Source organism: Streptomyces sp. N50, assembly GCF_033335955.1.
Taxonomy (GTDB): Bacteria; Actinomycetota; Actinomycetes; order Streptomycetales; family Streptomycetaceae; genus Streptomyces.
Genome location: NZ_CP137549.1, coordinates 155,470 through 177,643, shown reverse-complemented (window position 1 = coordinate 177,643; position 22,174 = coordinate 155,470). Strand labels below are relative to the sequence as shown.

Annotated in this window: 20 protein-coding genes; 5 read left to right on the top strand and 15 right to left on the bottom strand. The window is 67.4% G+C overall.

Annotated elements, in window-relative coordinates; genetic code table 11:
* Positions 1-202: 202 nt before the first annotated feature.
* Both R2B38_RS00805 and R2B38_RS00800 read right to left on the bottom strand, forming a co-directional pair.
* Entirely contained in the window at positions 203-1,165 is a 963-nt protein-coding gene (locus R2B38_RS00805; protein WP_318014428.1) for a cyclase family protein, read from the bottom strand.
* A complete protein-coding gene (locus R2B38_RS00800) occupies positions 1,162-2,145 on the bottom strand; it encodes a fumarylacetoacetate hydrolase family protein (protein WP_318014427.1) in 984 nt (327 codons plus the stop codon). The genes R2B38_RS00805 and R2B38_RS00800 overlap by 4 nt, the downstream gene beginning before the upstream one ends.
* 132 nt (positions 2,146-2,277) lie before the next feature.
* On the opposite strand from R2B38_RS00800, the gene R2B38_RS00795 reads away from it, so the two are divergent.
* Positions 2,278-3,189 (top strand): LysR family transcriptional regulator, encoded by a 912-nt coding sequence (locus R2B38_RS00795; protein ID WP_318014426.1) that lies wholly within the window; start codon positions 2,278-2,280, stop codon positions 3,187-3,189.
* Between the two features lie 129 nt (positions 3,190-3,318).
* Here the strand turns inward: R2B38_RS00795 and R2B38_RS00790 are convergent, their stop codons facing one another.
* Together R2B38_RS00790 and R2B38_RS00785 are read right to left on the bottom strand one after the other, a co-directional pair.
* Positions 3,319-4,563 carry an MFS transporter gene (locus R2B38_RS00790; RefSeq protein ID WP_318014425.1) on the bottom strand — a complete coding sequence of 415 codons (1,245 nt, stop codon included), beginning with the start codon at positions 4,561-4,563 and terminating at the stop codon, positions 3,319-3,321.
* Between the two features lie 298 nt (positions 4,564-4,861).
* Complete coding sequence (locus R2B38_RS00785) at positions 4,862-5,995, bottom strand: ABC transporter substrate-binding protein (protein ID WP_318014424.1); 1,134 nt, start codon at positions 5,993-5,995, stop codon at positions 4,862-4,864.
* A gap of 115 nt (positions 5,996-6,110) precedes the next feature.
* Here R2B38_RS00785 and R2B38_RS00780 point away from each other — a divergent pair, with 115 nt between their 5' ends.
* On the top strand, positions 6,111-6,617 hold the full coding sequence (locus tag R2B38_RS00780) for a MarR family winged helix-turn-helix transcriptional regulator (RefSeq protein ID WP_318014423.1): 507 nt from the start codon (positions 6,111-6,113) through the stop codon (positions 6,615-6,617).
* On the opposite strand, the gene R2B38_RS00775 is transcribed toward R2B38_RS00780, so the two are convergent.
* Positions 6,578-6,856, bottom strand: coding sequence for a hypothetical protein (locus R2B38_RS00775; RefSeq protein ID WP_318014422.1), 279 nt, complete (start codon positions 6,854-6,856; stop codon positions 6,578-6,580). The genes R2B38_RS00780 and R2B38_RS00775 overlap by 40 nt on opposite strands.
* A gap of 174 nt (positions 6,857-7,030) precedes the next feature.
* On the opposite strand from R2B38_RS00775, the gene R2B38_RS00770 reads away from it, so the two are divergent.
* Positions 7,031-7,213: a hypothetical protein gene (locus tag R2B38_RS00770; protein WP_318014421.1), complete on the top strand. Its 183-nt coding sequence runs from the start codon at positions 7,031-7,033 to the stop codon at positions 7,211-7,213.
* Positions 7,214-7,428: 215 nt separating this feature from the next.
* On the opposite strand, the gene R2B38_RS00765 is transcribed toward R2B38_RS00770, so the two are convergent.
* Together R2B38_RS00765 and R2B38_RS00760 are read right to left on the bottom strand one after the other, a co-directional pair.
* The gene (locus tag R2B38_RS00765) at positions 7,429-7,917 is read right to left on the bottom strand and encodes a hypothetical protein (RefSeq protein WP_318014420.1); all 489 of its coding nucleotides are present in this window, start codon (positions 7,915-7,917) and stop codon (positions 7,429-7,431) included.
* Positions 7,918-8,128: 211 nt separating this feature from the next.
* A complete protein-coding gene (locus R2B38_RS00760) occupies positions 8,129-8,839 on the bottom strand; it encodes a FadR/GntR family transcriptional regulator (RefSeq protein ID WP_318021563.1) in 711 nt (236 codons plus the stop codon).
* 397 nt (positions 8,840-9,236) lie between these two features.
* On the opposite strand from R2B38_RS00760, the gene R2B38_RS00755 reads away from it, so the two are divergent.
* Positions 9,237-11,174: an RICIN domain-containing protein gene (locus R2B38_RS00755; protein WP_318014419.1), complete on the top strand. Its 1,938-nt coding sequence runs from the start codon at positions 9,237-9,239 to the stop codon at positions 11,172-11,174.
* Between the two features lie 34 nt (positions 11,175-11,208).
* Here the strand turns inward: R2B38_RS00755 and R2B38_RS00750 are convergent, their stop codons facing one another.
* The 7 genes from R2B38_RS00750 to R2B38_RS00720 all read right to left on the bottom strand — a co-directional run bounded on the left by R2B38_RS00750 (position 11,209) and on the right by R2B38_RS00720 (position 20,667).
* Positions 11,209-12,108, bottom strand: coding sequence for an amidohydrolase family protein (locus R2B38_RS00750; protein ID WP_318014418.1), 900 nt, complete (start codon positions 12,106-12,108; stop codon positions 11,209-11,211).
* Positions 12,109-12,261: 153 nt separating this feature from the next.
* Positions 12,262-14,946 carry an RICIN domain-containing protein gene (locus tag R2B38_RS00745; RefSeq protein WP_318014417.1) on the bottom strand — a complete coding sequence of 895 codons (2,685 nt, stop codon included), beginning with the start codon at positions 14,944-14,946 and terminating at the stop codon, positions 12,262-12,264.
* Between the two features lie 63 nt (positions 14,947-15,009).
* Complete coding sequence (locus tag R2B38_RS00740; protein WP_318014416.1) at positions 15,010-15,357, bottom strand: L-rhamnose mutarotase; 348 nt, start codon at positions 15,355-15,357, stop codon at positions 15,010-15,012.
* A complete protein-coding gene (locus tag R2B38_RS00735) occupies positions 15,354-17,378 on the bottom strand; it encodes a hypothetical protein (RefSeq protein WP_318014415.1) in 2,025 nt (674 codons plus the stop codon). The genes R2B38_RS00740 and R2B38_RS00735 overlap by 4 nt, the downstream gene beginning before the upstream one ends.
* Positions 17,379-17,439: 61 nt before the next feature.
* Positions 17,440-18,276, bottom strand: coding sequence for a carbohydrate ABC transporter permease (locus R2B38_RS00730; RefSeq protein ID WP_318021562.1), 837 nt, complete (start codon positions 18,274-18,276; stop codon positions 17,440-17,442).
* Positions 18,277-18,394: 118 nt separating this feature from the next.
* Positions 18,395-19,309: a sugar ABC transporter permease gene (locus R2B38_RS00725; protein ID WP_318014414.1), complete on the bottom strand. Its 915-nt coding sequence runs from the start codon at positions 19,307-19,309 to the stop codon at positions 18,395-18,397.
* Positions 19,306-20,667 carry an ABC transporter substrate-binding protein gene (locus R2B38_RS00720; protein ID WP_318014413.1) on the bottom strand — a complete coding sequence of 454 codons (1,362 nt, stop codon included), beginning with the start codon at positions 20,665-20,667 and terminating at the stop codon, positions 19,306-19,308. The genes R2B38_RS00725 and R2B38_RS00720 overlap by 4 nt, the downstream gene beginning before the upstream one ends.
* Before the next feature lie 286 nt (positions 20,668-20,953).
* On the opposite strand from R2B38_RS00720, the gene R2B38_RS00715 reads away from it, so the two are divergent.
* Positions 20,954-21,688: a FadR/GntR family transcriptional regulator gene (locus tag R2B38_RS00715; protein WP_318014412.1), complete on the top strand. Its 735-nt coding sequence runs from the start codon at positions 20,954-20,956 to the stop codon at positions 21,686-21,688.
* Positions 21,689-21,710: 22 nt separating this feature from the next.
* Here the strand turns inward: R2B38_RS00715 and R2B38_RS00710 are convergent, their stop codons facing one another.
* Positions 21,711-22,166, bottom strand: coding sequence for an Lrp/AsnC family transcriptional regulator (locus R2B38_RS00710; RefSeq protein ID WP_318014411.1), 456 nt, complete (start codon positions 22,164-22,166; stop codon positions 21,711-21,713).
* Positions 22,167-22,174: the final 8 nt, after the last annotated feature.

Sequence of the window (22,174 nt, the reverse complement as noted above, 5' to 3'; positions counted from 1 at the left end):
GTCGGGGGATACCTCCCGGGTTGGGCCGCGCGGCTTCGGGCGGCGGGGGTGCGTCTCGCCCGCGGGAGAGCGCGGGCCAGGGGTGGGAACGGGGGTGCGGGCCGGATACGCCGCTTGCTGTCCGGGAAGGGCGTATCCGGCGGCTGAATGGGTTTCCTGACGGCGAAGCGGACGGGGCCGCTCAACGGTGAGGCGGTCTGGGCTACTTGACGGCGATGGGGTTCACGGGGGAGCCGACGGCGCCGGTGATCGGGAGGGGCGCGGCAGTCAGCCAGAACTCGTGGACACCGTCGTCGGCGCAGTCGTCGGCGAGGGCGTCGAGATCCCACATCTCGCCGATGAGCAGCCCGATGTTGGGGATGGCGACCTGGTGCAGCGGCTGGAAGGCGTGGTCGAACTCGTTGGGCCGTACCTCGAAGCCCCAGGTGTCGGTGGCGATGGCGGCGATCTCGGTGGAGTGCAGCCAGCCGGCGGTGGTGAACGACAGCCCGGGCGCGGGTCCGCCCGCGTACTCGCCCCAGCCCTCCCGCCGGGCGCGGGTGAGCCGGCCGGTGCGGACGACCACGATGTCACCGCGGCCGACGCTCACGCCATGGGCTTCGGCGGTCGTGGTCAGGTGTTCATCGGTGATCGCGAACCCGTCGGGCAACTCGCCGTCCGTACCGACGACTTGGCCGACGTCGAGCAGCACACCGCGGCCGGCGACGTGCGGGGCCATGTGCTCGATGCCGGTGACGAGGTCACCGTCGGAGGTGACGACCTTCTCGGCCGCCCGGCCGTTCCAGGCCTTGCCGTGGTCGAAGATGTGCCCGAGGCCGTCCCACTGCGTGGAGCACTGCAGCGGCATCGCGATCACGTCGTCGGCGCCGCCGATGCCGTGCGGGAAGCCCTGGTTGCCGAGGGCGGCGTCGGTGCCGGTGTCGAGCATGGTGTGCACCGGGTTGGTGCGTCGGCGCCAGCCCTTCTGCGGGCCGTCCATGTCGAAGGACTGCGAGAGCGAGAAGCTGACACCCCGGCGGACCAGTGCGGCCCCCGCACGGCGCTTGGCCTCGTCGAGGAAGTTGAGGGTGCCGAGCACGTCGTCCTCGCCCCAACGCCCCCAGTTCGAGTACGACTTGGCGGCCTCGGCGATTGCGCCCTCCGGGTTGTGGCGGTCCAGGCTCATGCCGATGCCTCCGCCACGCAACGGGTGCGCTGCACGCCCAGACCGGTGATGGACCCCTCCATCACGTCACCGTCGCGCAGCAGCCGCCCCCAGTGGATACCGTTTCCGGCCGGGCTGCCGGTCAACACCAGGTCTCCGGGGAGGAGTTGAGACGTCTGGGAGACGTACGACACCAGGCGGGCGACCCCGAACAGCATGTCCTTGGTGGACTCGTCCTGCATGGTCTCGCCGTTGAGCTTGAGGGTGACCCGCAGGTCACCGGGGTCCGCGACCGACTCCGCCGGGACGAGCCACGGGCCGAGCGGGGTGAAACCGGGGGCGTTCTTGCTGCGCAGCCAGTCGGTGCCGATGGCCTTCATGTCCCGGCGGAAGACGGTGGCGCGGTCGGTGAGGTCGTTGGCGATCGTGTATCCGGCGACGTGGTCGAGGGCTTCCTCGACGGACACCCGGTGGGCGGGCTTGGCGATGACGGCCGCCAACTCAAGTTCCCAGTCCGGCTGCCTGGCCCAGGCGGGGAGGACGACGTCGTCGTAGGGGCCTGTGATCGCGCTCGGCAGGCCGATGAACACGTACGGGAGATCCTCGGCGGCCCGGCGGTCCATCACCGCGGCGATCTCCGCCCGCGCCTCCTCGACCGTGCGCGGGTCGTCGGGGGAGCGGTGGGCGACCTCCAGGTCGATCACGTGCTGGCGGTAGTTGGCGCCGGACTGGAAGATCTGGCGCGGCTCGATCGGGGCGTGCACGCGCAGGCCCTCCAGGGGCCGCCAGCCGAGAGTGTCGTCGTCCGCGAGAGAGCGCAGGACGGGGAGGGTCTCCTCCCACCGCTCCACCACGGCGAGCAGGGCGGACGGTGCCCATTCCAGAGCGCCGCCCAGGTCGAGTACGCGCTCCTTCGCCAGGAGACCGGGAAAGGGATCACCACCCTGAGCGGAGAACGTGCCGAGCGCGAACGGGCCGGCAGGTTGCGCGAGCGTTGCCATCAGATTTCCTCCTGCTGGGTTGCGGTCTACTGTGGCCTCGATCGACCAATCACGGAAATAGATCCTGTGGATGTGCCCAATCCAGGGCGTGGATGGCTCTGGCTCGCGTAGGTCTCGCATTGGTGGTGCCTGGTGAACCTGTCCCGACTCGACCTCAACCTGGTCCTCGCGCTGCGTGCGCTGCTGGAGGAGCGCAACGTCACCCGGGCCGGCGAGCGCGTCGGGCTCAGCCAGCCCGCGATGAGCGCCGCGCTGTCCCGGCTGCGCCGCCACTTCGACGACGAGCTGCTCGCCCGCACCGGCAACGCCTACGAGCTGACGCCGCTCGGGGTGGCCCTGCGGGATCGCAGCGCCACTGCCTGCGACCTGCTGGAACGGGTCTTCGCCAGCCAGGCCGACTTCGATCCGGCCGCGGAGAGCCGTGAGTTCACCCTGCTCGCCTCCGATTACGGGGCGGCCGTGTTCGGCGCCGCGCTCTCCCGCGCCCTGCACCAGGAGGCGCCCGGCATCCGGCTCGCCTTCCAGCACTCGACGCCCGCGGCGGTGGAGAACACGGCCACGGTGCTGAGCACCGTCGACGGTCTCCTGCTGCCGCACGGCATCATCGACGGCTTCCCCGCCGTCGACCTCCACCAGGACCGCTGGCTGTGCATGGTCGCCGACGACAACCCCGAGGTCGGCGACGAACTCACCCTCGACCAACTGGCCCGCCTGCCCTGGGCCGTCTACCAGCGTCCCTACGACGCCCCCGCCACCCGGCAGCTCAGCATGATCGGCATCAGCCCCCGGGTGGAGGTATCGGTACAGACCTTCCAACTGCTGCCCCACATGGTCGAGGGCACCCGCCGGGTCGCGATGATCCAGGAGCGCCTGGCCCGGCGGGCGGCCCGCTCGGCCGCGGTGCGGGTCCTGCCCTGCCCGTTCGAGGCGGTGCCGGTGCAGGAGGCGCTGTGGTGGCACCCGGTGCATGCGCAGGATGCGGCGCATATCTGGCTGAGGCGGAAGGCCGCGGAGGTAGGCGCAACGCTCACGAAAGCCGCCTGAGGGGCGCGGGGCTGTATCGATGTGCGGCTCCGCCGCGTGGGCGCGACCAGCCACGAAACAGCCGCACCCGCCGATGCGCAGTCCGTGGCCGCTGCGACCGTGGCCTGTCGGTGGCTGGTCGGACAGGCCCTAGGTGGGTTGTCCTGCCGTACGCCTATGAGGTGCCCACAGACCTGCCGCGACGGCTGCGGCAACCAGCCCCAGCACCCCCACCGCACCGGCGAGGCTGCCGACCGCCGACTCCCCGGCCAGCAGCACCAGCGGGCAGACGAACTCGCCGCCGAAGAAGGCCGCCAGCCACAGCCCCGTGCCGCGGCCCCGGTCCTCGAACGCCAGCCGGGACATGGCACTGGTCAGGAGAGCGGGCAACAACATGCCGGTGCCCACGCAGTTGACGACTGCTCCGACGACCAGCAGCGGGGCGTTCCCCGCCAGGAACATCACCCCGAAGCCGATCGCGCAGACCGCGAGAACGGCGGGCAGCATCGGGTCGGGGGAGCGCTTGAGGCGGGCGAAGGTGACCGCTCCGCCCACGGTGGCGGCACTGGCGATCGCGGTGGCCAGGCCGATCACGCCGGAGTTCTCCACCCCCAGGTCGTCGAGCAGGTACGACATCTCGACCGGGACGGTGTAGAAGACCATCGCCCCGAAGAAGGTGAGGGCGCAGATGCCCGCCAACTGCCGCCAGGGGAAGCCGCGTTGAGGTGTGGCTGGGGTCGAGGTCACCTCCGCGGTCGCACGGGGTGCCGGGTTGGTCAGGACGGTGGCCATCAGTGGGGCGAGCACCAGACTCACGGCGTAGACCCAGAAGGGCACACGCCAGCCCGCCGACCCGGCGGCGCCGCCCAGCACGAAGAAGACGGTGGCCGACGCGGAGGCGCACATGGTCTGCAGGGCGAGGTACTTCACTCGTCGGTGCCCCGAGTAGTAGTCGCCGATGAGTGTGGTGCAGCACGTCATGATCGCGGCCTCGGCAACACCGACGAGGGCGCGGCTGGCGATGATCGCCCCCAGCGAGTCCAGCCAGAGCGGCGCGGTGCCGAACACGGCGTACAGCAGGGTGGCCACGATCAGCAGACGCTTACGGCCCAGCCGGTCCACGATCACCCCGGCGAACGGGGCCAACACCGCCAGCGCCAGTGCCGGAACGGTCAGCGCGAGCGGCACCAACGCCTTGGCTCCCGGGACCGACGCGAAATGGTCCTGCATCTTCGGCAGCACCGGGGCGATGAGCACCGCACCCAGGATCGGCAGACAGCTGCCCGCCATCAGCAGAGACACACGCAGCAGATGAGCCGGGCCCGAGACGGGGACAGAAGACGGAGCGGCATCGTCGACCGCGGCGGAGAACGGCGACGGAACGGAACCGGGCATGGCGACTCCAGGGACGGTGTACGGGAGCGGGCATGCCTGACACGGGCGCCGACGGCGCACGGCATGCCGGGGACGGCCGCACACCGGCGACTGGTCCGGACAGCGGCGTGCGGTACGGACGACTATGGGTCGTCGGGCCCCCGGTCGCCATCCTCCCCGCGATCCGAATCCGCTATCCCGCCTATCCACACCATGGATGAGCTGCACGTACACCCCGGGTGTCACGAGGGCATGCCGCAGAGCGGTTCCACCATCGGTAGCCGCGGTGGAACCGCTCCGAAGTCGGCGTGAACTGAGGTCAGAACGCTCCGGGCGTACGGCCGAGCGTTCCGGCGGGGTCGCCGGGGTCGGCGCCCTTGACCTGACCGAAGTAGAGCTCGACCTGGGAGCGGAAGCGCTCGACGGCGGCACGGTCGCCCATGAACTTCGCGAAGGCGTCGGGGTCGGTGTTCTTGTAGGAGGCCAGAGCCTTCAGACCCGTCGGCGGGGCGACGTCCTTGCGGACGGACCACGTCCAGGTGGCGATGGCGTTCTTCTGTACGGCCTGGGAGTCGAGCCAGCTCAGGAAGAGTTTTGCGCCGGCCTTGTGCGGTGCGTTCTTGAAGATCGCGCCGCGCTGGGCCCAGGAGTTGAAGTGCTCGGAGTCCGAGAAGACCTGGGTGCCGTTGGGGCGGGTGTCGCCGCCGGTGGCGACGGAGGCGAGGTAGTCGCCGCTCGCCACCCCGGCGGCCGAGCCGGGGACGCCACGGATCAACTTGGGGTTCTGCTTGACCAGTTGGGCCAGGTAGTTCCAGCCGTACTTGTCGACGATCTGCTGGTAGCCGAAGAGCACGGCGTCGTCGTCGTTGGGGTAGGTCAGGATCAGCTTGTTCTTGAAGGCGGGCTTGAGGAGGTCGGTGGCCTTGAAGTCGCCCGGTTTCGTGGGGAGTTGCTTGGCGTTGACGAGGTAGGAGAAGGCGCCGTAGAAGACGCCGGTGTAGTAGCCGTCCTTGTCCTTGGCGTTGGGGAAGACCTTGTCCCAGCCGACCGGCTTGTACTGGAGCAGGTCGCCCTGCTTCTTCCAGCGGTCGAAGTCCTGGGTGGTCTGGAGGATCGCGGCGTCGGCGACGAGGTGGCCGGTGGCGAGTTGGTTGTCGATGCGGGCGTCGTGGTACTTGCTCAGATCGGTGACCAGGTGCAGTCGGACGTCCGGGAACTGCTGGTGGAACGCGGTGGCCAGGCTGTCCCACTGGCCGGGGGCGTCACCTCCGATGTAGACGGTGACCTTGCCGCCCTCGGCCTTGGCCGCCTTGTGCAGTGCTTGGAGCTGGTCCTGCTCGCTCGCGGGGGTGGGCCGGTGCGAGGTGGTGTCTGCCATGGCGGTCGTGGTGACGGCGGTGAGGGTCAGGGCGGTGGCGATGGCCGCGCCGATCAGCTTGTTCCTGTGCTGCATGGCGTTGTGCTGCCTTTCCTGTGCAGGCAATCGTTTGATGTTTCAAACGTTGCGATGTGCGGCACGCTACGCCGATTAGTTTGATGTTTCAAACAAGGATCGGTAGGGTGTGATCATGTCGACTGCGCCGCGCTGGCTGGATGTCGAGGAGCGGCGGGCCTGGCTCGCCTATGTCGAGTTCTCCACTCACCTGTCCGACCACTTGAACCGTCAGCTGCGGCGCGACGCGGGGCTGACCCACGCCGACTACACCCTGCTCGCCCATCTCTCCTCGCTCCCGGACCGGACCCTGACCATGTCGGAGCTGGCCGAGCGCCTGAAGATCACCCGCAGCCGGCTCACCCACGCCGTGACCCGCCTTCAGCAGGCCGGCTATGTCGACCGGCGTGACGACCCGGCGAACCGACGCAATCAGCTCGCCGTGCTCACCGAGGGAGGGCGTCGGCTTCTGGAGCGAGTTGCCCCTGGCCATGTCGAGGCCGTACGACACGCGATCTTCGACGCGTTGACGTCTGATCAGGTACGCCAGTTCGCGGAGATCGGCGAAGCGATCAGCGCCGCACTTCAGCGCGTGGATGAGGCTCAGGACGATGAAGAGACGCTGCCCTGGCGTCGGCGGTAGGGGTCGAGCGTCACGCCGGCATCCGGACGGCTATGGGGTGCGAGCGGTGGCGGCGTCGCGAGCTGCGCGGCGGTCGGGTCGATCAGGGCGAGAGAGTCCAGTGCTCGGCGGGTCGGCGAGAGTCCGCCGGCGTTGGCGAGGAGGGCCGCGTTCTGGGTGGCGAGCTTGCGGGCGACGCGGGCGTCGGCCTCGAAGTGGGGGAGCCCGACCCCGCTTAAGCGACGGGGTCGGGTTCGCATCTGCGCCTGAACCCGGGTGCCCGTCGCGGCCCGGCAAGCTGCATGGTGATGAGTGCTACGGCCATTGCCACCGGCGGCGATGGCTTCGTCTTGCTCGCTCATTTCTTCGACCTGTCCCGGACGGGTCTGTGACGGAGCGTCCGAGAAAATTTCACGCAGGGATGGGTCCGCTCGGTGTTCAGCTCCGCCAACCACGACGGCACCACCCGCCTGACCAACCACGAGGAATTCTCCGGAGTGCTGGTCACCCTGATCCGGCCCTTCCTCAGAACACCCAAAAAAGACGGGTACGCCGCCTTCAACACCGGCCTCAAGCAGCGGGTCGAAGACCGCACCGCGCTCGGACCGGGTGCGTGAGGTGCCGGTGGCCGGCGCGGTCGCGGGGATCGAGACGGCCGCCGCGATTCCCTGCCCCAGACCCTTGCTGCCGCCGACGAACCCCAGCGCGGCAACTCCTCGAACCGCCCCCCTCGTCACAGAGGCCCTCGGCTACTACGACAGACCCACCACCCGGCTGGACCACCCAAAGGACTCACGGCAGTTGAACAGGTGGTTCACCGGGAGTCCGCGTCTCAGTGCAGGGACTTCCGTGCCAACTCGATGAGTTCGTCCATTGCCCTGTCGCCAGTTCGCCGACGGGTCATGCGTTGCACGTCACCCCATACCGATCCATCTGAACGCTGATCGTCGTCTACCAGGGTGCCTGCGCGGCGATGCACGTCGCGCAGCGTGCCGAGCATGTCCTCCGCCTTCTCGACGAAGGCACTGGACGCCTCCAACTTGACGGTTCCCAGACGCAACTCAGCCTGTTCGAAGTTCATCACGGCCAGTAGCGCCTGCCCCTCATCGGAGTACCCTCGGCTGATCCTGTCCAGTGCCGTATCGAGGCTGCGCCACTGAGCGTCACACTCGTATATGAACGCGCTACATGCCTCTCGGCGTACCTGCCGCAACCATTGATCGTGTGTCGTGCGCCCTGCTGAACGGGCAGCAGCTACCGCTCCACCAGCTCCGATAGCTGCACCGACGATGCCTGCTGCTGCCGCGACAATGCCGAGCAAGGTTTCACTTTGCAGGGCCGTCTCCTGATCTGTGCGAGTAGAGGTGCGCGCAGGAAGACAGGGCCCCTCAGTAACTCGGGAGGCGAATCCGACCGAACAGTGCCGGGAGGCCCTGGTGTCGTTGTTGTACGCGTCCGAACCAGTCGAATTCAACTCCGCTGCACCATCGTGTGATTGCCTCGCGCACGTGTACAGCAACGCGGCCGAGGTGCTACAGGCCGTCTGATTCCACGCTCTCGGACTTCAGGTGTTCCCGCAGCCACCGCTCAGTGCTGTTGACGTGCATGAGCGCGGCCGCCTGGCTGAGAGAGGCGTCGCCGATGGCCAATGCTTCATAGATGGCCTCATGCTCGGCCAGGGTCCGTCCCGCGGCCTGGGAATCGACAAGTCCGCGCCAGATGCGGGCGCGCAGCGTACGTCCGGAGATCCCGTCCAGGATGGTCAGGAGTGTTTCGTTCGCGGTCGCCGAGACGACAGCGCGGTGGAAAGCCGCGTCATGGAAGTTCAGCAACTCGACGTCCTCGTGCGCCTCTCGCATCGCGTCCAGGTGCTGCTTCACCTGGGTGAGGGCTGTGGCCGACATGCGAGTGGCGGCCAGCGCGGCGGCAGCGGGTTCGAGCAACCGTCGTACTTCCATCAGATCCAGCAGTGCACCCGAGTCGCCTTGGAGCAGTTCCACCGCGCCGCCGAGGCCTTCGAGCAGCACGCTGGGCTGAAGACTGGTGACGTAGGTGCCGTCGCCGCGTCGCACCTCCAAGACCCTCGCCACGGCCAGGGCCTTGACTGCCTCGCGGGCCAGGTTGCGGGACAGGCCCAACTGGCCGGCCAGATCCGGTTCCGGGGGCAGTTTCGACCCGGGAGGCAGTGCTCCGGTCCGGATGAGCTCCCGGATCTGCTCGATGGCTTTGTCCGTCAGGGACAAATGGAGTTCCTCGTTCCGCGCGATCTGTTTCCGATTCCGCATGCCAACGGTGATGTTGATGATAGCCGCGCGTTTGGACAGAAAAGCGATGGCGTCGACGGCAAGGCCGTGCAGTGCTTCGCGCAGGTCCGAGTGATGGCCCTGGCGTTGGCCCGCGCTCCGATCGGGCGTGCGGCAACGTGCATACATGGAATGTCTGCCGCATGACGAAAGCTGCCATATCGGTTTATCGCGACCAAAACACCGCTCCGTGAAAGGCTTTTCATCCCTGCAAAGCCGTTGACACCAGTGGGTCACATGCTCGAACTTCATGTGTAACACCTGGCGCTCGGGACCCGTGCGTATGGCGCCTTCCGTGCCCACCCAGTCTCTGGACTTTCTCCCTCGGAGTGTGAGCATGTCTTCTGGAAGACTGTCCCGGCGGACGCTATTGGGCGCCACAGGTGTCGCGGTAGCGGCGACCGGGCTTCCTGTGCTGCCGGCTTTGTCCGGCCTGGTGGCCAAAGCGGCGGCAGCCGGTCCACAGACCAATCTGAGCAACTTGGTGAACATGCGGTTCGGCATGTTCAACCACTTCAACATGGGCACGTTCACCAACGAGGAGTGGGCCGCGCCGAACCAGAACCCGAAGCTGTTCGCCCCGTCGGCGGTGGACTGCGAGCAGTGGGCGGCGGCGGCCGCGGCGGCGAAGATGAGTTATGGGGTGCTGACGACCAAGCACCACGACGGGTTCTGCCTGTGGCCGACCGCGTACAACGACTACAACGTCGCGAACAGCTCCTATCCGCAGGACATCGTCGCCCAGTACGTCACGGCATTCCGGGCCAAAGGCCTGAAGGTGGGCCTGTACTTCTCGATCTGGGACCGCAGTTACACCGTGCAGGCCTACGACACCCGTCACGGCGTGGCCGCGGACCAGGTGATCCAGCCGGCCGATCTGACGTACATCCTGAGCCAGATCACCGAGTTGCTGACGGGTTACGGCACCATCGACATGTTCGTCACCGACGGCTACGCATGGCAGATGGGTCAGTCGGCCGTCTCGTACCAGCGCATCCGGGAGCACGTGAAGTCGCTCCAGCCGGACATCGTCATGATCGATCACGGTGGGCTGTCGGTGCCCTTCCTCGGGGACGCGATCTACTTCGAGGAGCCGTTGGGCGTCACCTCCCCTGCCGGCAACACCTATGCATCCTTGCAGGGCCAGACCATCAGCGACGGATGGTTCTGGCATCCCTCCACGCCGACCACCGACCCGTTGAGCAAGGCGTCGATCCTGTCCCATCTGGCGGATCTGGAACCGAAGTACACCTCGTTCATCCTCAACTGCCCGCCCAGTCGCGCCGGTGTCCTGGACACGAACATCGTGACCCGGCTCTCCGAGGTCGGAGCGGCCTGGAGCCCCGACACCTCACGGGCGGCGCTTCCGACGCAGATGCTGCGCGCGGAGCACCCGGTGACGCCGGTGAGCGCCTATGCGACCGGCTTCCACACCGGTGAAGGGCCGATGAACGCGATCGACGGGCTGAGCGACAAGGGTTTCGAGACCTGCTGGTCGACTTGGAGCCTGTCGCTTCCGCAGGCGATCACCATCGACCTGGGCGGAGTGTGGAGCGATATCTCGACTCTGGAATACCTGCCCAAGCAGTGGAGCCGCACCGGGAGCACGGACGGGGACATCACTTCCTACACCATCTACACCAGTACCGACGGCGCGGCGTTCACCCAGGTCGCGACCGGTACGTGGACAGGAGACCACGCCACCAAAGTGGCCGAGTGGCCCGCCCGGCGCGTGGGGTACGTGCGGATCCAGGCCGATGCCGGCACCGGCGGCTACGTCAACGTCGGCGGGATCAGGATCGGTGGCAGGACCGCCAAACCGGTTCTGCAGTTGCGGGTCCTGCCCGGCGACTCGACGGTCTACCGTCTGGTGAACCGCAAGAGCGGCGAGGTGGCCGACGTCTACAACTTCGGTACCGCGAACGGGAGTAACGTCCAGCAGTGGCCCTGGCTGAACAACACGGCACAGCAGTGGACCTTCATATCCACCGGCGATGGCTACTACAAGATCAAGAACGTCAACAGCGGAAAGCTGATGGAAGTTGCCGGCCTCTCCCGCGCCGACGGTGGCAACGTGGGTATCTGGTCGGACGACAGTGTGCCGCAGCAGCACTGGGCAGTTACTCCCACCGGCGACGGCTACTACTACCTCACCAACCGCCTGAGTGGACTGTCCCTGAACGTGGACGGCGGTTCCACCGCGGACGGGGCCAACGTCGATCAGTGGACCTACAACCGGGCCTCCCAGGAGCAGTGGCAGATCCTCGCCCTTTGACCAGCCGACCCGTGCAGTTCGGTGAGGGTTCCGGTCACAAGCGTGGATCCCTCACCGGGTGTTGGACCTGATAGACGTCCGTGGCGGTTCCGGCGAGGATCGCCGCGGTCTCTGTGTCGGAGCAGTCCGCAAGCAAGTCCTCGACCGCGCCCGCCCAGCGGGTCCAGCCGCCGGCAAGGACAGACACCGGCCAGTCCGAGCCGAACATCAGCCGCTCGGGACCGAACGCGGACAGCAGGACGTCCCACACCGGCCGGATGTCGTCGATCGTCCAGATGCGGTGATCGGCCTCGGTGACGAGTCCGGACACCTTGCAGGTCACCTGGGTGTGGACCGCGAGCCGCCGCACCTGCTTCTCCCATTCGAGGAGATCGCCGTCCGCGATGGACGGTTTGCCGGCGTGATTCAGTACCAGCGGCAGTTCCGGATGGCGCTCGGCGAGGTGGACGGCGGACGGCAGCTGATGGGCTCGCACCAACAGGTCGTAGGCGAGGCCGCGTTCGCGCACAGCGCGTAGCCCCCAGATCACATCAGGACGGTGCAGCCAGCATGGATCGGTCTCCGCCTGTACGAGGTGCCGCAAGGACCGCAGATACGTGCCGCCCCGTCCGGCGAGCAGTGCGTCGAGCGTGTCGCCGATCGCCGGAGAGGCGAGGTCCGCCCAGCCGACGACGGCGCCGACGAGCGAGTCCTCCTCGGCGAGCGCGAGCAAGTCCTCGGTCTCCGCCAGGGAGGGCACACACTGCACGACGACGGTGGCTCCCAGGCTGCGTCCGGCTATGGACCGGGTCGCCTGCCCGCGCAGGTCGTCGAGGGTGAAACTGCGGCGGATCGGGGCGAGCGCGGCCTCCCCGAGCCATGGTTGCGGTCGCTGATCGAGATCCCAGAGGTGGTGATGGGCGTCAACGAGGAGCGAGGCATCGAGTTCGGGCACGGGTTCTCCAGAAGGAGGTGACGGACGGCGGGTGCCGCTTCGGCACACAGTGGACGGGGCCGAGGAACGGGCGTACTGAGTGTGGAAAACCGCTGCGATCGGCGGCTGACGTGTGCCGATCGCAGCGGTCCCTGGGTTGTCATGCGATGGGCGTCATTGGATGGTCCAGAGCTGGTTGGTCTGATTCAGCGGTGTCCACTGGCCGAGCGTGGTCCCTGCTGTGGTCGAGTCACCAGGAACCTCCAGCGCCTGCCGACTCTCGAAGTTGCGGATGACGTATCCGCCGCTGGTCGGTTCGAAGTACCAGAGCTGGTTGTTGCCGCCGTTGTAGGTCGTCTGGACCAGGCCCGCACCCTTGGCGTGGGAGCCGTTGGCGATGGTGAGGACCTTGCCGCTGTTACGGTTGACGATCTTGTAGAGGTTGCCGCTGACCCGCACGATGTTCCACTGCTGGTTGGTGCCCGAGTTGCTCTGCCATTGGACCACGCTCGCGTTGTCCGCGGTCGATGCTTGGTAAACGTCGGCCAGCAGGCCGCTGTTGACGTTCTTGATCGTGTAGTACGTCGACGCGTTGAAGGACGGTGTGGTGGGCGGATTCGCCAGCGCGCCGCCGGCCTGCTGCACGCCGAAGTCGCCGATGTAGAAGTAGCCGCCGTCGGTCTTGGCGACTCGTATGTACCGGAACTTCTGGCGTGCGTCGATCTTGGCCGTCAGTGTCGCGTTGTACGGGAGGACCGTGGCGTCCTGCCGTCCCAGCACCGTGTAGTCGGCGAAGGTGGGGTCGTTGGAGCCGCGTATCTCGAAGTTGCTCCGGGTCTCGGGCTGGTCGATGTCCTGGCGGGTGGTGAACGAGAACTGACCGAGTGCGTACGCACTGCCGAGGTCCACCTGCCACCAGGCCGAGGTGTCGCTCCCCGTGGGGGACCAACCGGTCGCCGGGTCGTTGTCATTGGCCTTGGCCGGTGCCCAGTTGGAGCCGTACACGGACGACGCGGTGGCTGTCCTGCCGTAGGCGAGATTGATCCTCGCCGACAGTCCTTGATAGGCCGACTGAAGACCCGAGGCCTGCATCACGGCGGTTCCGGTGGTCGTGTTGTTGGAGAGGGTGACGTTGGAGCCGTTGACGTTCCGGATGATGAAGTTCTCGGTGTGCGACAGGACGTTGTTCGCCACGGTCATGTTGTTGGAGCCCTCGTCGAGGTAGATGCCTCCCGCGCCCGAGGAACACGCTGTGGGCGTGCGGACCACGTCGTGGATGTAGTTGTTGTTGATCACCGTCCCGGGGTCGTTGGAGAGGTTATAGATCGCTGCTGTGTCGCACAGTTGGTTCACGACGTTGCCGATGCGGTTGTAGCTGACGGAGTTGTCGCCCTCCGCGTTGGCGGCCGACTGCCAGCCCCAGCCGATCGAGATCCCGGCCCAGGGGGAGTCGGAGATGTCGTTGTGGTCGATGGTCGTGCCGTGCACGAAGCCCGCGTTGATGCCCGCGGTGCCGAGATAGTCCTGACCGGTGCGGTTGATCAGGTTGTTGGTGACGGTGACCCCGCTGACGACCTCGCGGGCGTCCTCACCCGCGGGTGAGGCGGGCGGGTTGTACACGGTGTGGTACTCGACGCCGGGATCCGAGAACTTGCCCACCATGATCCCGTTGCCCGCGATGTCCTGGACGACGTTTCCGGTGACCGCGGAGTTGTGGACGCCGTGGTGCAGGTCCAGGGCGGTCGAACCCATCTGCGTGAAGGTGTTGCCGGTGAAGGACAGATTGTCGGCGTTCGCGGCGTGGACACCGGCCGGCGGGCGGTTGACGTACTGCTTGTTGCTGGGGTCGGCGGAGATGTTGTAGTTGCCGCCCTGAGCGTTGAGCAGACCGTTGTCACTGGCCTCGGACCAGTTGGTCTGGGTGAAGGTGACGCCCGAGAACTGCAGGTTGTGGACGGGGGAGTCGAGGCTGTCTCCCTTGATGTCGAAGAGCGTCTGCAGAGTCGGGACCTGCACGGTGGCCGACGACATGGTCTCGCCCGCCCGGGGGAGGTAGTAGAGCGTCTGCGCGTCCTTGTCGAGGTAGAACTCGCCGGGCTCGGTGAGGAATTCGTGGGCGTTCTCGAAGTGCAGGGGAGAGCCGTTGGACAGCAGCGGATACGGACGCTGGAAGAGGATGCCGGCCTCGTGGTCCTGGATCGAGACGTTCGCCTGGCTGCCGCTCGTGGTGTACGACTTCAGCCGCAGGTAGTTCTCGGCCCACTGCAGTTGCAGCACCATCTCGACGCGGCTGAAGTGGTCCCAGTTCGCCACCTGCGAGCTGAGGACCTTCAGCACCTGGGCCGTCTTGTCGCTGCCCTGCAACTGGAAGTTGGAGCCGGCGTCCGGGTAGCGGGCACGCGTGGCCCGCACGCCGTTGACGTACAGCTGCCGGAAGTCGAGGTCGCCGACCGATGCCTTGTACTGGCCGTTGCCGGCCGGTGTCCAGCCGGTGATGGACCTGGCGCTGGAGACGACCGGGGTCTCCGAGCCGTAGGCCTTGTAGATGACGTTGTGGCCGTTGGTACCGGAGTCGGCGCTGGTGAAGTCGACCGGGCTGGTGAGGGGGTACGTGCCCCCGCGCAGATTCACGACGATGTCCCCGGACATGGCCGAGTTCACCGTGCGTACCGCGTCGCGCGCTTTGGTGATCGTCTTGAAGGCCGCTGAAGTGCTGGTTCCCGAGTTGCTGTCACTGCCGTTGGTGGGGTCCACGTAGAAGCTGGTGTCCGCCGCGTGCGCCGCCTGTGCGGGCAGGACGACGGCCGTTGCCACCAGCAGGGTCTGCAACAGTCCCACGATGAGCCGTGCGGGTCTCATGCTGTTGATCTCCTTACCTCGTTGCGCAGCGCGGCGCCGGAAGTCCCGTACGCCGCCTGCGTCCTAGGAGGGGTTGTCGGTGCCCGGGTCGCCGAGATGCCAGATCTCGGGGAGGTCCGTCCACTGGCCCCCGGTGCCTCGGTCCGGCCACGGTTCCTGGCACGGATCGGTGAGTTTCCACCACCGCCTGGTCACCGGGTCGGCCGCGATCGCCGCCATGTCGGCCTCGAAGTCCTCGCCGTCGTACTCGAAGTAGGCGAAGAGGGTGTCGTGGTGGCGGAAGATGCTGTAGTTGCGCACGTGGGCGCGGTGCAGCGCGGCTTCGACGGCGGGCCACACGGCGGCGTGCAGGGCGAGGTACTCCTCGCGCCGTTCCGGTCGGAGCCTGATGGTCTGGGCGACCCGTTTCACTCTCCGGCCTCCCCGTCGGGAAGCCCGGCTCCGGACCCCGCGGGCAGATCCACGGAGAACGGCGTGTGATAGCTGGGTGTCCGCGTGCGCAGGCTCAGCCGGAGGGTGAGCCGTATTCGTGTGGAGGCGGGCATGACGACGGTCAGCAGGGAGCCGCCGACGGGCGTTTCCGCCTCGGTGACGGCCGGTTCCCCGTGGCCGTAGTCGTACATGTCACCGACCCACGAGTCGTCCTCACATGTCGTGTAGCGGACCGAGGTGATGGTGTGTTCGGCGAAGGCACCGGCCTGGACGACAACCGTCCGGGCGCGGTCGGCGGAGAGGTTGACCAACTCGACGACGGTGGCCTCGGGGGCGATCGAGGTCACCAGGGCCGCCACTTCGGGCGGTAGTCCCGCGCGGCGCGCCTCGCCGTCGTAGTAGCGCACTCGCGCCTGCTGCAGACCACCGTTGTAGAGGACCTGGGGACCGCCCCATGTCAGCTGTACGAGCGCCTCGGTGACCACCGGGTTCGACTGCTGCCACACGTGGATGTCCTCCTCGGCCACGTCCAGGTCGCGGTAGCGGTCCATGCGGGCGAGACGGTGGCGGACCTGCGCCTGGGCTGCGGCGAGGATCCGTTCGGGATAGTCGGGATCGTCACCGGCGAGGAAGGCGAACCACGCCTCTTCGTGTCCGGACTCCTCCTTGGCGCGAAAGGCCCGCACGTCGCGCCAGTCGAGTCCGCCGGCCGCGCGCAGCCCTTCCAGCCGGGCCCGGTCGGCCGGAGCGGCCGTGTGATGCCACAGCGCCACCGGTACGGCGGGGGTGACGGGGTTGTGGTCGAACCATCCGGAGTCGTTGTGGCGGAAGGGGATGTGCAGAGTGGGTGTGTGGATGTCCGGACCGAGTTGGGCGAGCCACTTGGCGGGGAGGCTGGAATCGGATTCGGTGAAGGCCATCACCTTGCCGTGACCGATGAGGGTGTCGAGGCTGGTCGTGACCATGGAGAGGTAGTCGTCGTCACCGGTGACCGTCGCCGCCGCGAGTGCCGCCACGCAGGCCGCGTGGCCGACGCTGTGCCAGCCGTGCGGCCAGGACCAGCCGTAGTGCCCGCCGTACCAGCGGCCTTCGAGGAGGCCGCCGACCGTGCCGTCCGGGCCGACGTTGTCGGGTATCACGCCGCCGTTGGTCTCCGCGCGCTCACGCCATGCGCCGACGTACTCGACGATCCAGTCGCGGTAGCGTTCCTCGCCGGACAGGATCCAGGCGTTGAGGACCAGTCCGGCCGCGGCGAGGTTGACGGCGGTGTCGCCGTTGCCCATGCGGTCGCGCATCTGGCTGCCGAGGCGTGGGTCCGCGGACAGCGGGAGTTCGGGGGCGTCGGCCGGCTGGATCCAGTCGAGCGGGAAGCCGTACAGCTCCGCTTCCTTGGGCAGCCAGGGGTAGGAGTCGGTGTCGGACAGACCGCGCCGTTTCGGGTCACTGCCGTTGTGCGGGCGCCTGATGATGCGGTGGTCGCGGTCGTAGTTGCCCTTCGCCGGATCGACGTACAACTCGGCGAACCGCAGGGCGCGTTGTGACCAGCGTTCGGGGGCCGCCATGCACAGGAAGTACAGCAGCAGCAGGCTCTCGCCCTGGTGGAACCAGTCGTAGCCGCGCTCGAACTCGTCCTGGAGCATGCCCAGTTCGGTCAGCTGCCGGGTGACGCCCTCCCAGTGCCGTTCGGCGGCGGGCAGCAGGTCGTCCGCACCGCCGAGCAGATACAGCTGGGGCCAGTTGAAGAACGCCTCGTAGAAGTCGTCGACGCCGTCACGCGTGCTGAGCCGCCCGTTGTAGTTGAGGCGGCCGTCCGGGCCGGTGAACTCGCGCTCGAAACGGCGCCAGGCGTGGTCGAGCAGGTCGAGCAGCGCGCGCTGGGCCGGCGCCCAGCCGGGCGGTTCGAGCAGGGGCACACTGGCTCGCAATCCGGCGGAGGACACCGGGCCGTCGGAGGAGGCGGTGTCCTCGCCGGCAGAGCGATCGGCAGGACTGAAGGGCATGGGAACGTCTCCGTTCGGGAGAGGAAAGCGGTGGGGGCTGCCGGGACGACGGTCCGTGGCGTCATTCCTTGGTGGCGCCGGCGAGCATTCCGGCGACCAGGAAGCGCTGTGAGAAGAGGAATACGACCAGGACCGGAGTGATCGCGACCAAGGTGGCCAGGGCGAGTTGGGGCCGCTCGATGGCGAGGGAGCCGACCGTCGGGTTGAAGGAGGGCACGCTGCTGAGCAGGGTGCCTACACCCACCTGCACCGGCATCTGGTCGCTCTCGGGCAGCATCACGTACGGCAGGAAGTAGTTGGTCCAGTTGGCCACGAAGCTGAAGAAGCCGACGAGGGCGACGACGGGTGATGCGAGGGGAAGGGCGATGTGCCGGAAGACCCCGAACTCGCTGCATCCGTCGATGCGGGCGGCAGCCAACAGGTCCCGCGGCACGGCGGTGGTGAAGTAGATGTACGTCAGATACACCCCGAACGGATAGAACGAGTACGGCAGGATGATCGACCACATCGTCCCGATGAGATGGACGGCGTTGAGCTCCAGGAACAGCGGGACCACCAGCGTCGCGTTCGGCATCAGCATCACGATCAGCGTGGCGACGAGCAGGGCGCGACGTCCGCGGAACTCCGTCATCGCCAGCGCGTAGCCGGCCGGCACGGCGACGCACAGCGTGATGACCAGGGAAATGCCCGCGTAGATCGCCGAGTTGCGCAGCCACAGCAGGATCGCGTTGTCCTGGAAGGCGGTCAGCGCTTGCCAGTTGGCCTTGAGCGCGTGCCAGGAGCCGAAGGAGAGCGGGTTGCCGTGCACGAGTTGGTGGTCCGTCTTTGTGGCGGCCAGGACGAGCCAGAGCACGGGCAGGACGAAGAACACCGTGAACGCGGCGAGTACGACGGCCATCAGCGCCCGGGACGCGTAGCGCCGGGCGGGAGCGCGGCGGGTACGGGCAGGCCTGCGGGGCGTGGGGCTCGCGCTGACTTCTCTACGGCGTGGACGCACACCGGGGTGCGTGGGGGTCTCACTCGGCATCGAAGAATCCCGACCGTGCGACGAAGAGGGCGGCGGCCGACAGACTCACGATCAGTAGCTCGACGGAGACGGCCGCGGCGCCGTTGATGTTGTTCATCTGGAAGGCGAAGTCGTACGAGAGCTGGTTGAGCGAGTAGTCGCGTCCTGCCACTCCCACGCTGGCGAGGGACAGCAACTGTGGCTCCACGAAGAGCTGGGCGCCACCGGCGAAGGCGAGGATCACCATGTAGACGATCCACTTGCGCAGCATGGGGATCTGCACCCGCCAGGCGGTCTGCCAGGCACCCGCCCCGTCGATGCGGGCAGCCTCCATCACGTCCTTGGGGATGTTGTTGAGCGCGCCGTAGATGACGACGATCCAGCCGCCCGCGCCGGTCCAGAACGCGATGATCGTGAACAGCAGGGGCAGGTGACCGGGGGCGATGACCTGGCCGAACGTGTCGTATCCGAGCCCGCTCAGGAGGGAACTGACCGGGCTCACCGTGGGGTCGAGGATGAACAGCCACACCAGCACGCTCGCGGCGCCCGCGAGGGCACCGGGAATGTAGAAGAGGAATCGCAGGGCCTTCCCGGCGCCGTCGGAGGCGAGCCGGTGCAGCAGCAACGCGAGGCCGACCACGATCACCACGAGCGAGACGAGCCAGAACAACAGGTAGAGCCCGACGTGCCCGAGGGCCGGCACGAACCGGAAGTCCCGCATCGTGGTGACGAAGTTGTCGAAGCCGGTGAAGGCGCCCTGGGCGTTGCTGAAGGCGAAGTAGACGGCGTAGGCGGTCGGGACGACACCGAACGCGATCAGCAGTACGAGGTAGGCGGCGACGAACGCGGCGCCCGCCCGTCCCTGCCGCCGGGCGCCCTGAGGACGCCGACGGACAGAGGCGACGGGGGAGTGGGTCGCGGTCACTTGGAGACCTTGTATCCGTTGGACTGGGCGTACTTGACGATGGAGTCCTGCCAGGCGGGCAGCAGCGAGACGATGGTCTTGCCCTGCGTCAGACCGGGCTTGACCGTCGCCGCCCAGATCGCTTCCTGGCTGAACTGGCCCGAGCCCCAGCCCGGCCAGACCTGGGTGGAGGCGTCCTTCAGTACGTCGATGTCCCCCGCGAAGTAGCCGGAGGCGTTCTGCTGCTTCAGCCAGGTCTCCGCCGCCGGGGCGTAGGCGGGGAAGCCGGGTGCGACCTTGCCCTGGTAGGCGTCGTCCGTCGTGACCCAGGTGAGGAAGTCGGTGGCTGCCTTGATGTGTTCGGAGTGCTGGGACAGCAGCCAGGTACCGCCGCCCACGTTGCCGGTGGACGGTGAGGTCTCACCGCTCCACTGGGGTATGGGCGCCGCCGCGATCTGTTTGGCGGGAGTCTTGAAGGTGCCCTTGAACAGCGCGCCGCCGTACCAGGAGGGGCCGGGCATCATCAGCACCTTGTCGGCCTTGTTCTTGCCGAAGTCCGTGCTGAAGACCCCGCTGATGGACATGGACTTCTTCTTGATCAGTACGTCCATGAGCGCGGCCATCTTCGTGCACTGGGCGCTGGTGGTGTTCACGGAGACGGACTTGGCGCCGGTGATGTGGTTGGCACCGCACTTGCCGGCCCACAGGTAGATCTCCGGAGTGAAGGAGTCGCCGGCGTCGCCCACCAGGTATCCGGGGTGCTCGGCGGCCACCTTCTCGCCGAGCTGCTGGTACTCCTCCCAGGTCGTGGGCACCGTATAGCCGAACTGCTTCATCAGCGGCGCGTTGTACCAGAGCACGGCCTGCGAGAGGTCGTTGCGCAGGCAGTAGACCGTGCCGCCCACCGTGCAGACGTCGTTGGCGCCCTTGGCGAACTTCCCGAGGGTCTGCGCCGGGACGAGCCCCTTGTTCAAGGGGGCCGCGAAGTTGGCGTCCACCGCCCAGGTCGCCTCGTTGTTCTGCGAGCTGAAGACGACGTCCGGCCAGCCCTTGCCGGTGCGGTTGAAGAGCTGGACCTTCGTCTGCAGGTAGTTCGATCCGTTGGCGTCGCCGTCGTAGGTGACGACGTTGAGCTTCACGTCGGGATGGAGCTTCTGGTAGAGCTTCGCGGCAGCCAGCCGGGTCGAGTCCACCCACACGGTCAGGGCCCCGCTCTTCTGCGACACCTGGTTGAAGCCGTCCTTGCTGTTCGTGCTCGTGGCGCCGCCACCGCAGGCCGTGGCGGTCGCGACCACGGCGGCCACGCACCCCGCGAGGAGAGCCGATCGCCGTTTGGCCAATGCTCTGCTTCGGACAACTGACTGCTTCATCGCGGTCATGAGTGACTCCATTACGTGGCTGGCAGGTCGTCGCCCAGAAATTAGGCGCCTTATGTGAGCTCCGGTCAAGGAGATGTGCAGACACAAAATTGGATTCTTTGGCCACACGGTTCGCCGTTTTGGAATAATTAGTCAGGTATATGAGGAATTTTGCGCTACTCGGCATCGCATGATTACCGTGGACCCGGCAAAATAAGTACGATTCATTTCATCGAGTGGGGTGTTCAGTAGAGTGACCACGAAGGGACGGGCTCGCTCTGTGAGACCAGTGACAGGGGTGACGGCTTTGGGTGCAGGGGCGGACACGGGGCGCGACTACCGTCCGGGCTATGAGCTCGTCGCGGAGCGGATCCTGGAGTTCATCGCTGAGTCGGGCCTGGTCCCCGGCGACCGGCTGCCTACGGAGAACGACCTGGCCGGGCGGCTGGGCACCAGCAGGGCGGTGGTGCGCGAGGCCGTCAAGATCCTTTCCGCCCTCGGGCGGATCCGGGCGCACAAGGGCCGTGGTCTCTTCGTCGCGGACGACGAGGGCATGCTCAGTGCCAGTCGCTGGGGCGGGTTCTTCCGGCCCACCGACCTGGACCACATCTTCATGCTGTTCCAGTTCCGCCGGATCCAGGAGATGGCCGCCGCAGGCATCGCGGCGACAAGTGCGACCCCTGCCGAACTCCGGGCGATGGAAGTGGCCGTGGAGACGTGCCGTCACGGTTTCGTCCACGGACAGGTCGAGGTGTTCAACCAGGCCGACGACGACTTCCATGCCGCGGTCGCGGCGGCCTCGCACAACAGCTTCCTGGTCGACGCCGTGCGCGACGCACGTCGGCTGCAGAGGCAGTCCAGCGCCCTCGGTATCCACGACACGCTGACCGCTCAGTCCGAGGCCGCCGTCGAGGAGCACGCCGCCATCTACGAAGCCGTACGGGACGGCCGGCCGGAAGCCGCGGCCCAGGCCACCGCCGTGCATCTCGACAGGACGCTTGAGGACTACCGCCAGGAGATCAAGCGGAGGGTCTTCGGGTAGGGGGCGGGCCAAGTGCCGCGGGTCAGGACGTTGTTGACGGTGTCGTCGGCAACGACTTGGGCGGGTAGCTGCGCAGGACGAGTGAGGTGGTGACCGGTCCGTATCGGGCGAGGGAGTCGACGACCTGTTCAAGGCGTTCGGCGTGGGAACAGTGCACGTCGAGCAGCAGGCAGTCCTCGCCGGTCACGCGGAGGATCGAGATGACCTCTGGAGTCCGGGCGGCAAGGGTGAGGGCCTGGGACAGCTGCGCGTGGGTGGTGCGCAGCCGGATGACGGCGTGGATGTTCAATCCGACCGCGGCCGGTGCGATGACGGCGCGGTAGCCGGTGATGATCCCGTTCTTCTCCAGACGTTGGATACGGGCGCCGGCTGCCGGTTGCGACAGCCCTACTCGGCGTCCGACCTCGGCCCCGGTCAGCCGGCCGTCGGTCTGGAGCAGTTCCAGGATGGCACGGTCGATCTCGTCGAGTGATTCCATCGTTGTCA

Excerpts from the sequence above, each read along its gene's own strand:
- R2B38_RS00805 (WP_318014428.1), bottom strand. The coding sequence starts at position 1,165 with ATGAGCCTGGACCGCCACAACCCGGAGGGCGCAATCGCCGAGGCCGCC.
- R2B38_RS00800 (WP_318014427.1), bottom strand. The coding sequence starts at position 2,145 with ATGGCAACGCTCGCGCAACCTGCCGGCCCGTTCGCGCTCGGCACGTTC.
- R2B38_RS00790 (WP_318014425.1), bottom strand. The coding sequence starts at position 4,563 with ATGCCCGGTTCCGTTCCGTCGCCGTTCTCCGCCGCGGTCGACGATGCC.
- R2B38_RS00785 (WP_318014424.1), bottom strand. The coding sequence starts at position 5,995 with ATGCAGCACAGGAACAAGCTGATCGGCGCGGCCATCGCCACCGCCCTG.
- R2B38_RS00780 (WP_318014423.1), top strand. The coding sequence starts at position 6,111 with ATGTCGACTGCGCCGCGCTGGCTGGATGTCGAGGAGCGGCGGGCCTGG.
- R2B38_RS00775 (WP_318014422.1), bottom strand. The coding sequence starts at position 6,856 with ATGCGAACCCGACCCCGTCGCTTAAGCGGGGTCGGGCTCCCCCACTTC.
- R2B38_RS00755 (WP_318014419.1), top strand. The coding sequence starts at position 9,237 with ATGTCTTCTGGAAGACTGTCCCGGCGGACGCTATTGGGCGCCACAGGT.
- R2B38_RS00745 (WP_318014417.1), bottom strand. The coding sequence starts at position 14,946 with ATGAGACCCGCACGGCTCATCGTGGGACTGTTGCAGACCCTGCTGGTG.
- R2B38_RS00735 (WP_318014415.1), bottom strand. The coding sequence starts at position 17,378 with ATGCCCTTCAGTCCTGCCGATCGCTCTGCCGGCGAGGACACCGCCTCC.
- R2B38_RS00730 (WP_318021562.1), bottom strand. The coding sequence starts at position 18,276 with ATGGCCGTCGTACTCGCCGCGTTCACGGTGTTCTTCGTCCTGCCCGTG.
- R2B38_RS00720 (WP_318014413.1), bottom strand. The coding sequence starts at position 20,667 with ATGACCGCGATGAAGCAGTCAGTTGTCCGAAGCAGAGCATTGGCCAAA.
- R2B38_RS00710 (WP_318014411.1), bottom strand. The coding sequence starts at position 22,166 with ATGGAATCACTCGACGAGATCGACCGTGCCATCCTGGAACTGCTCCAG.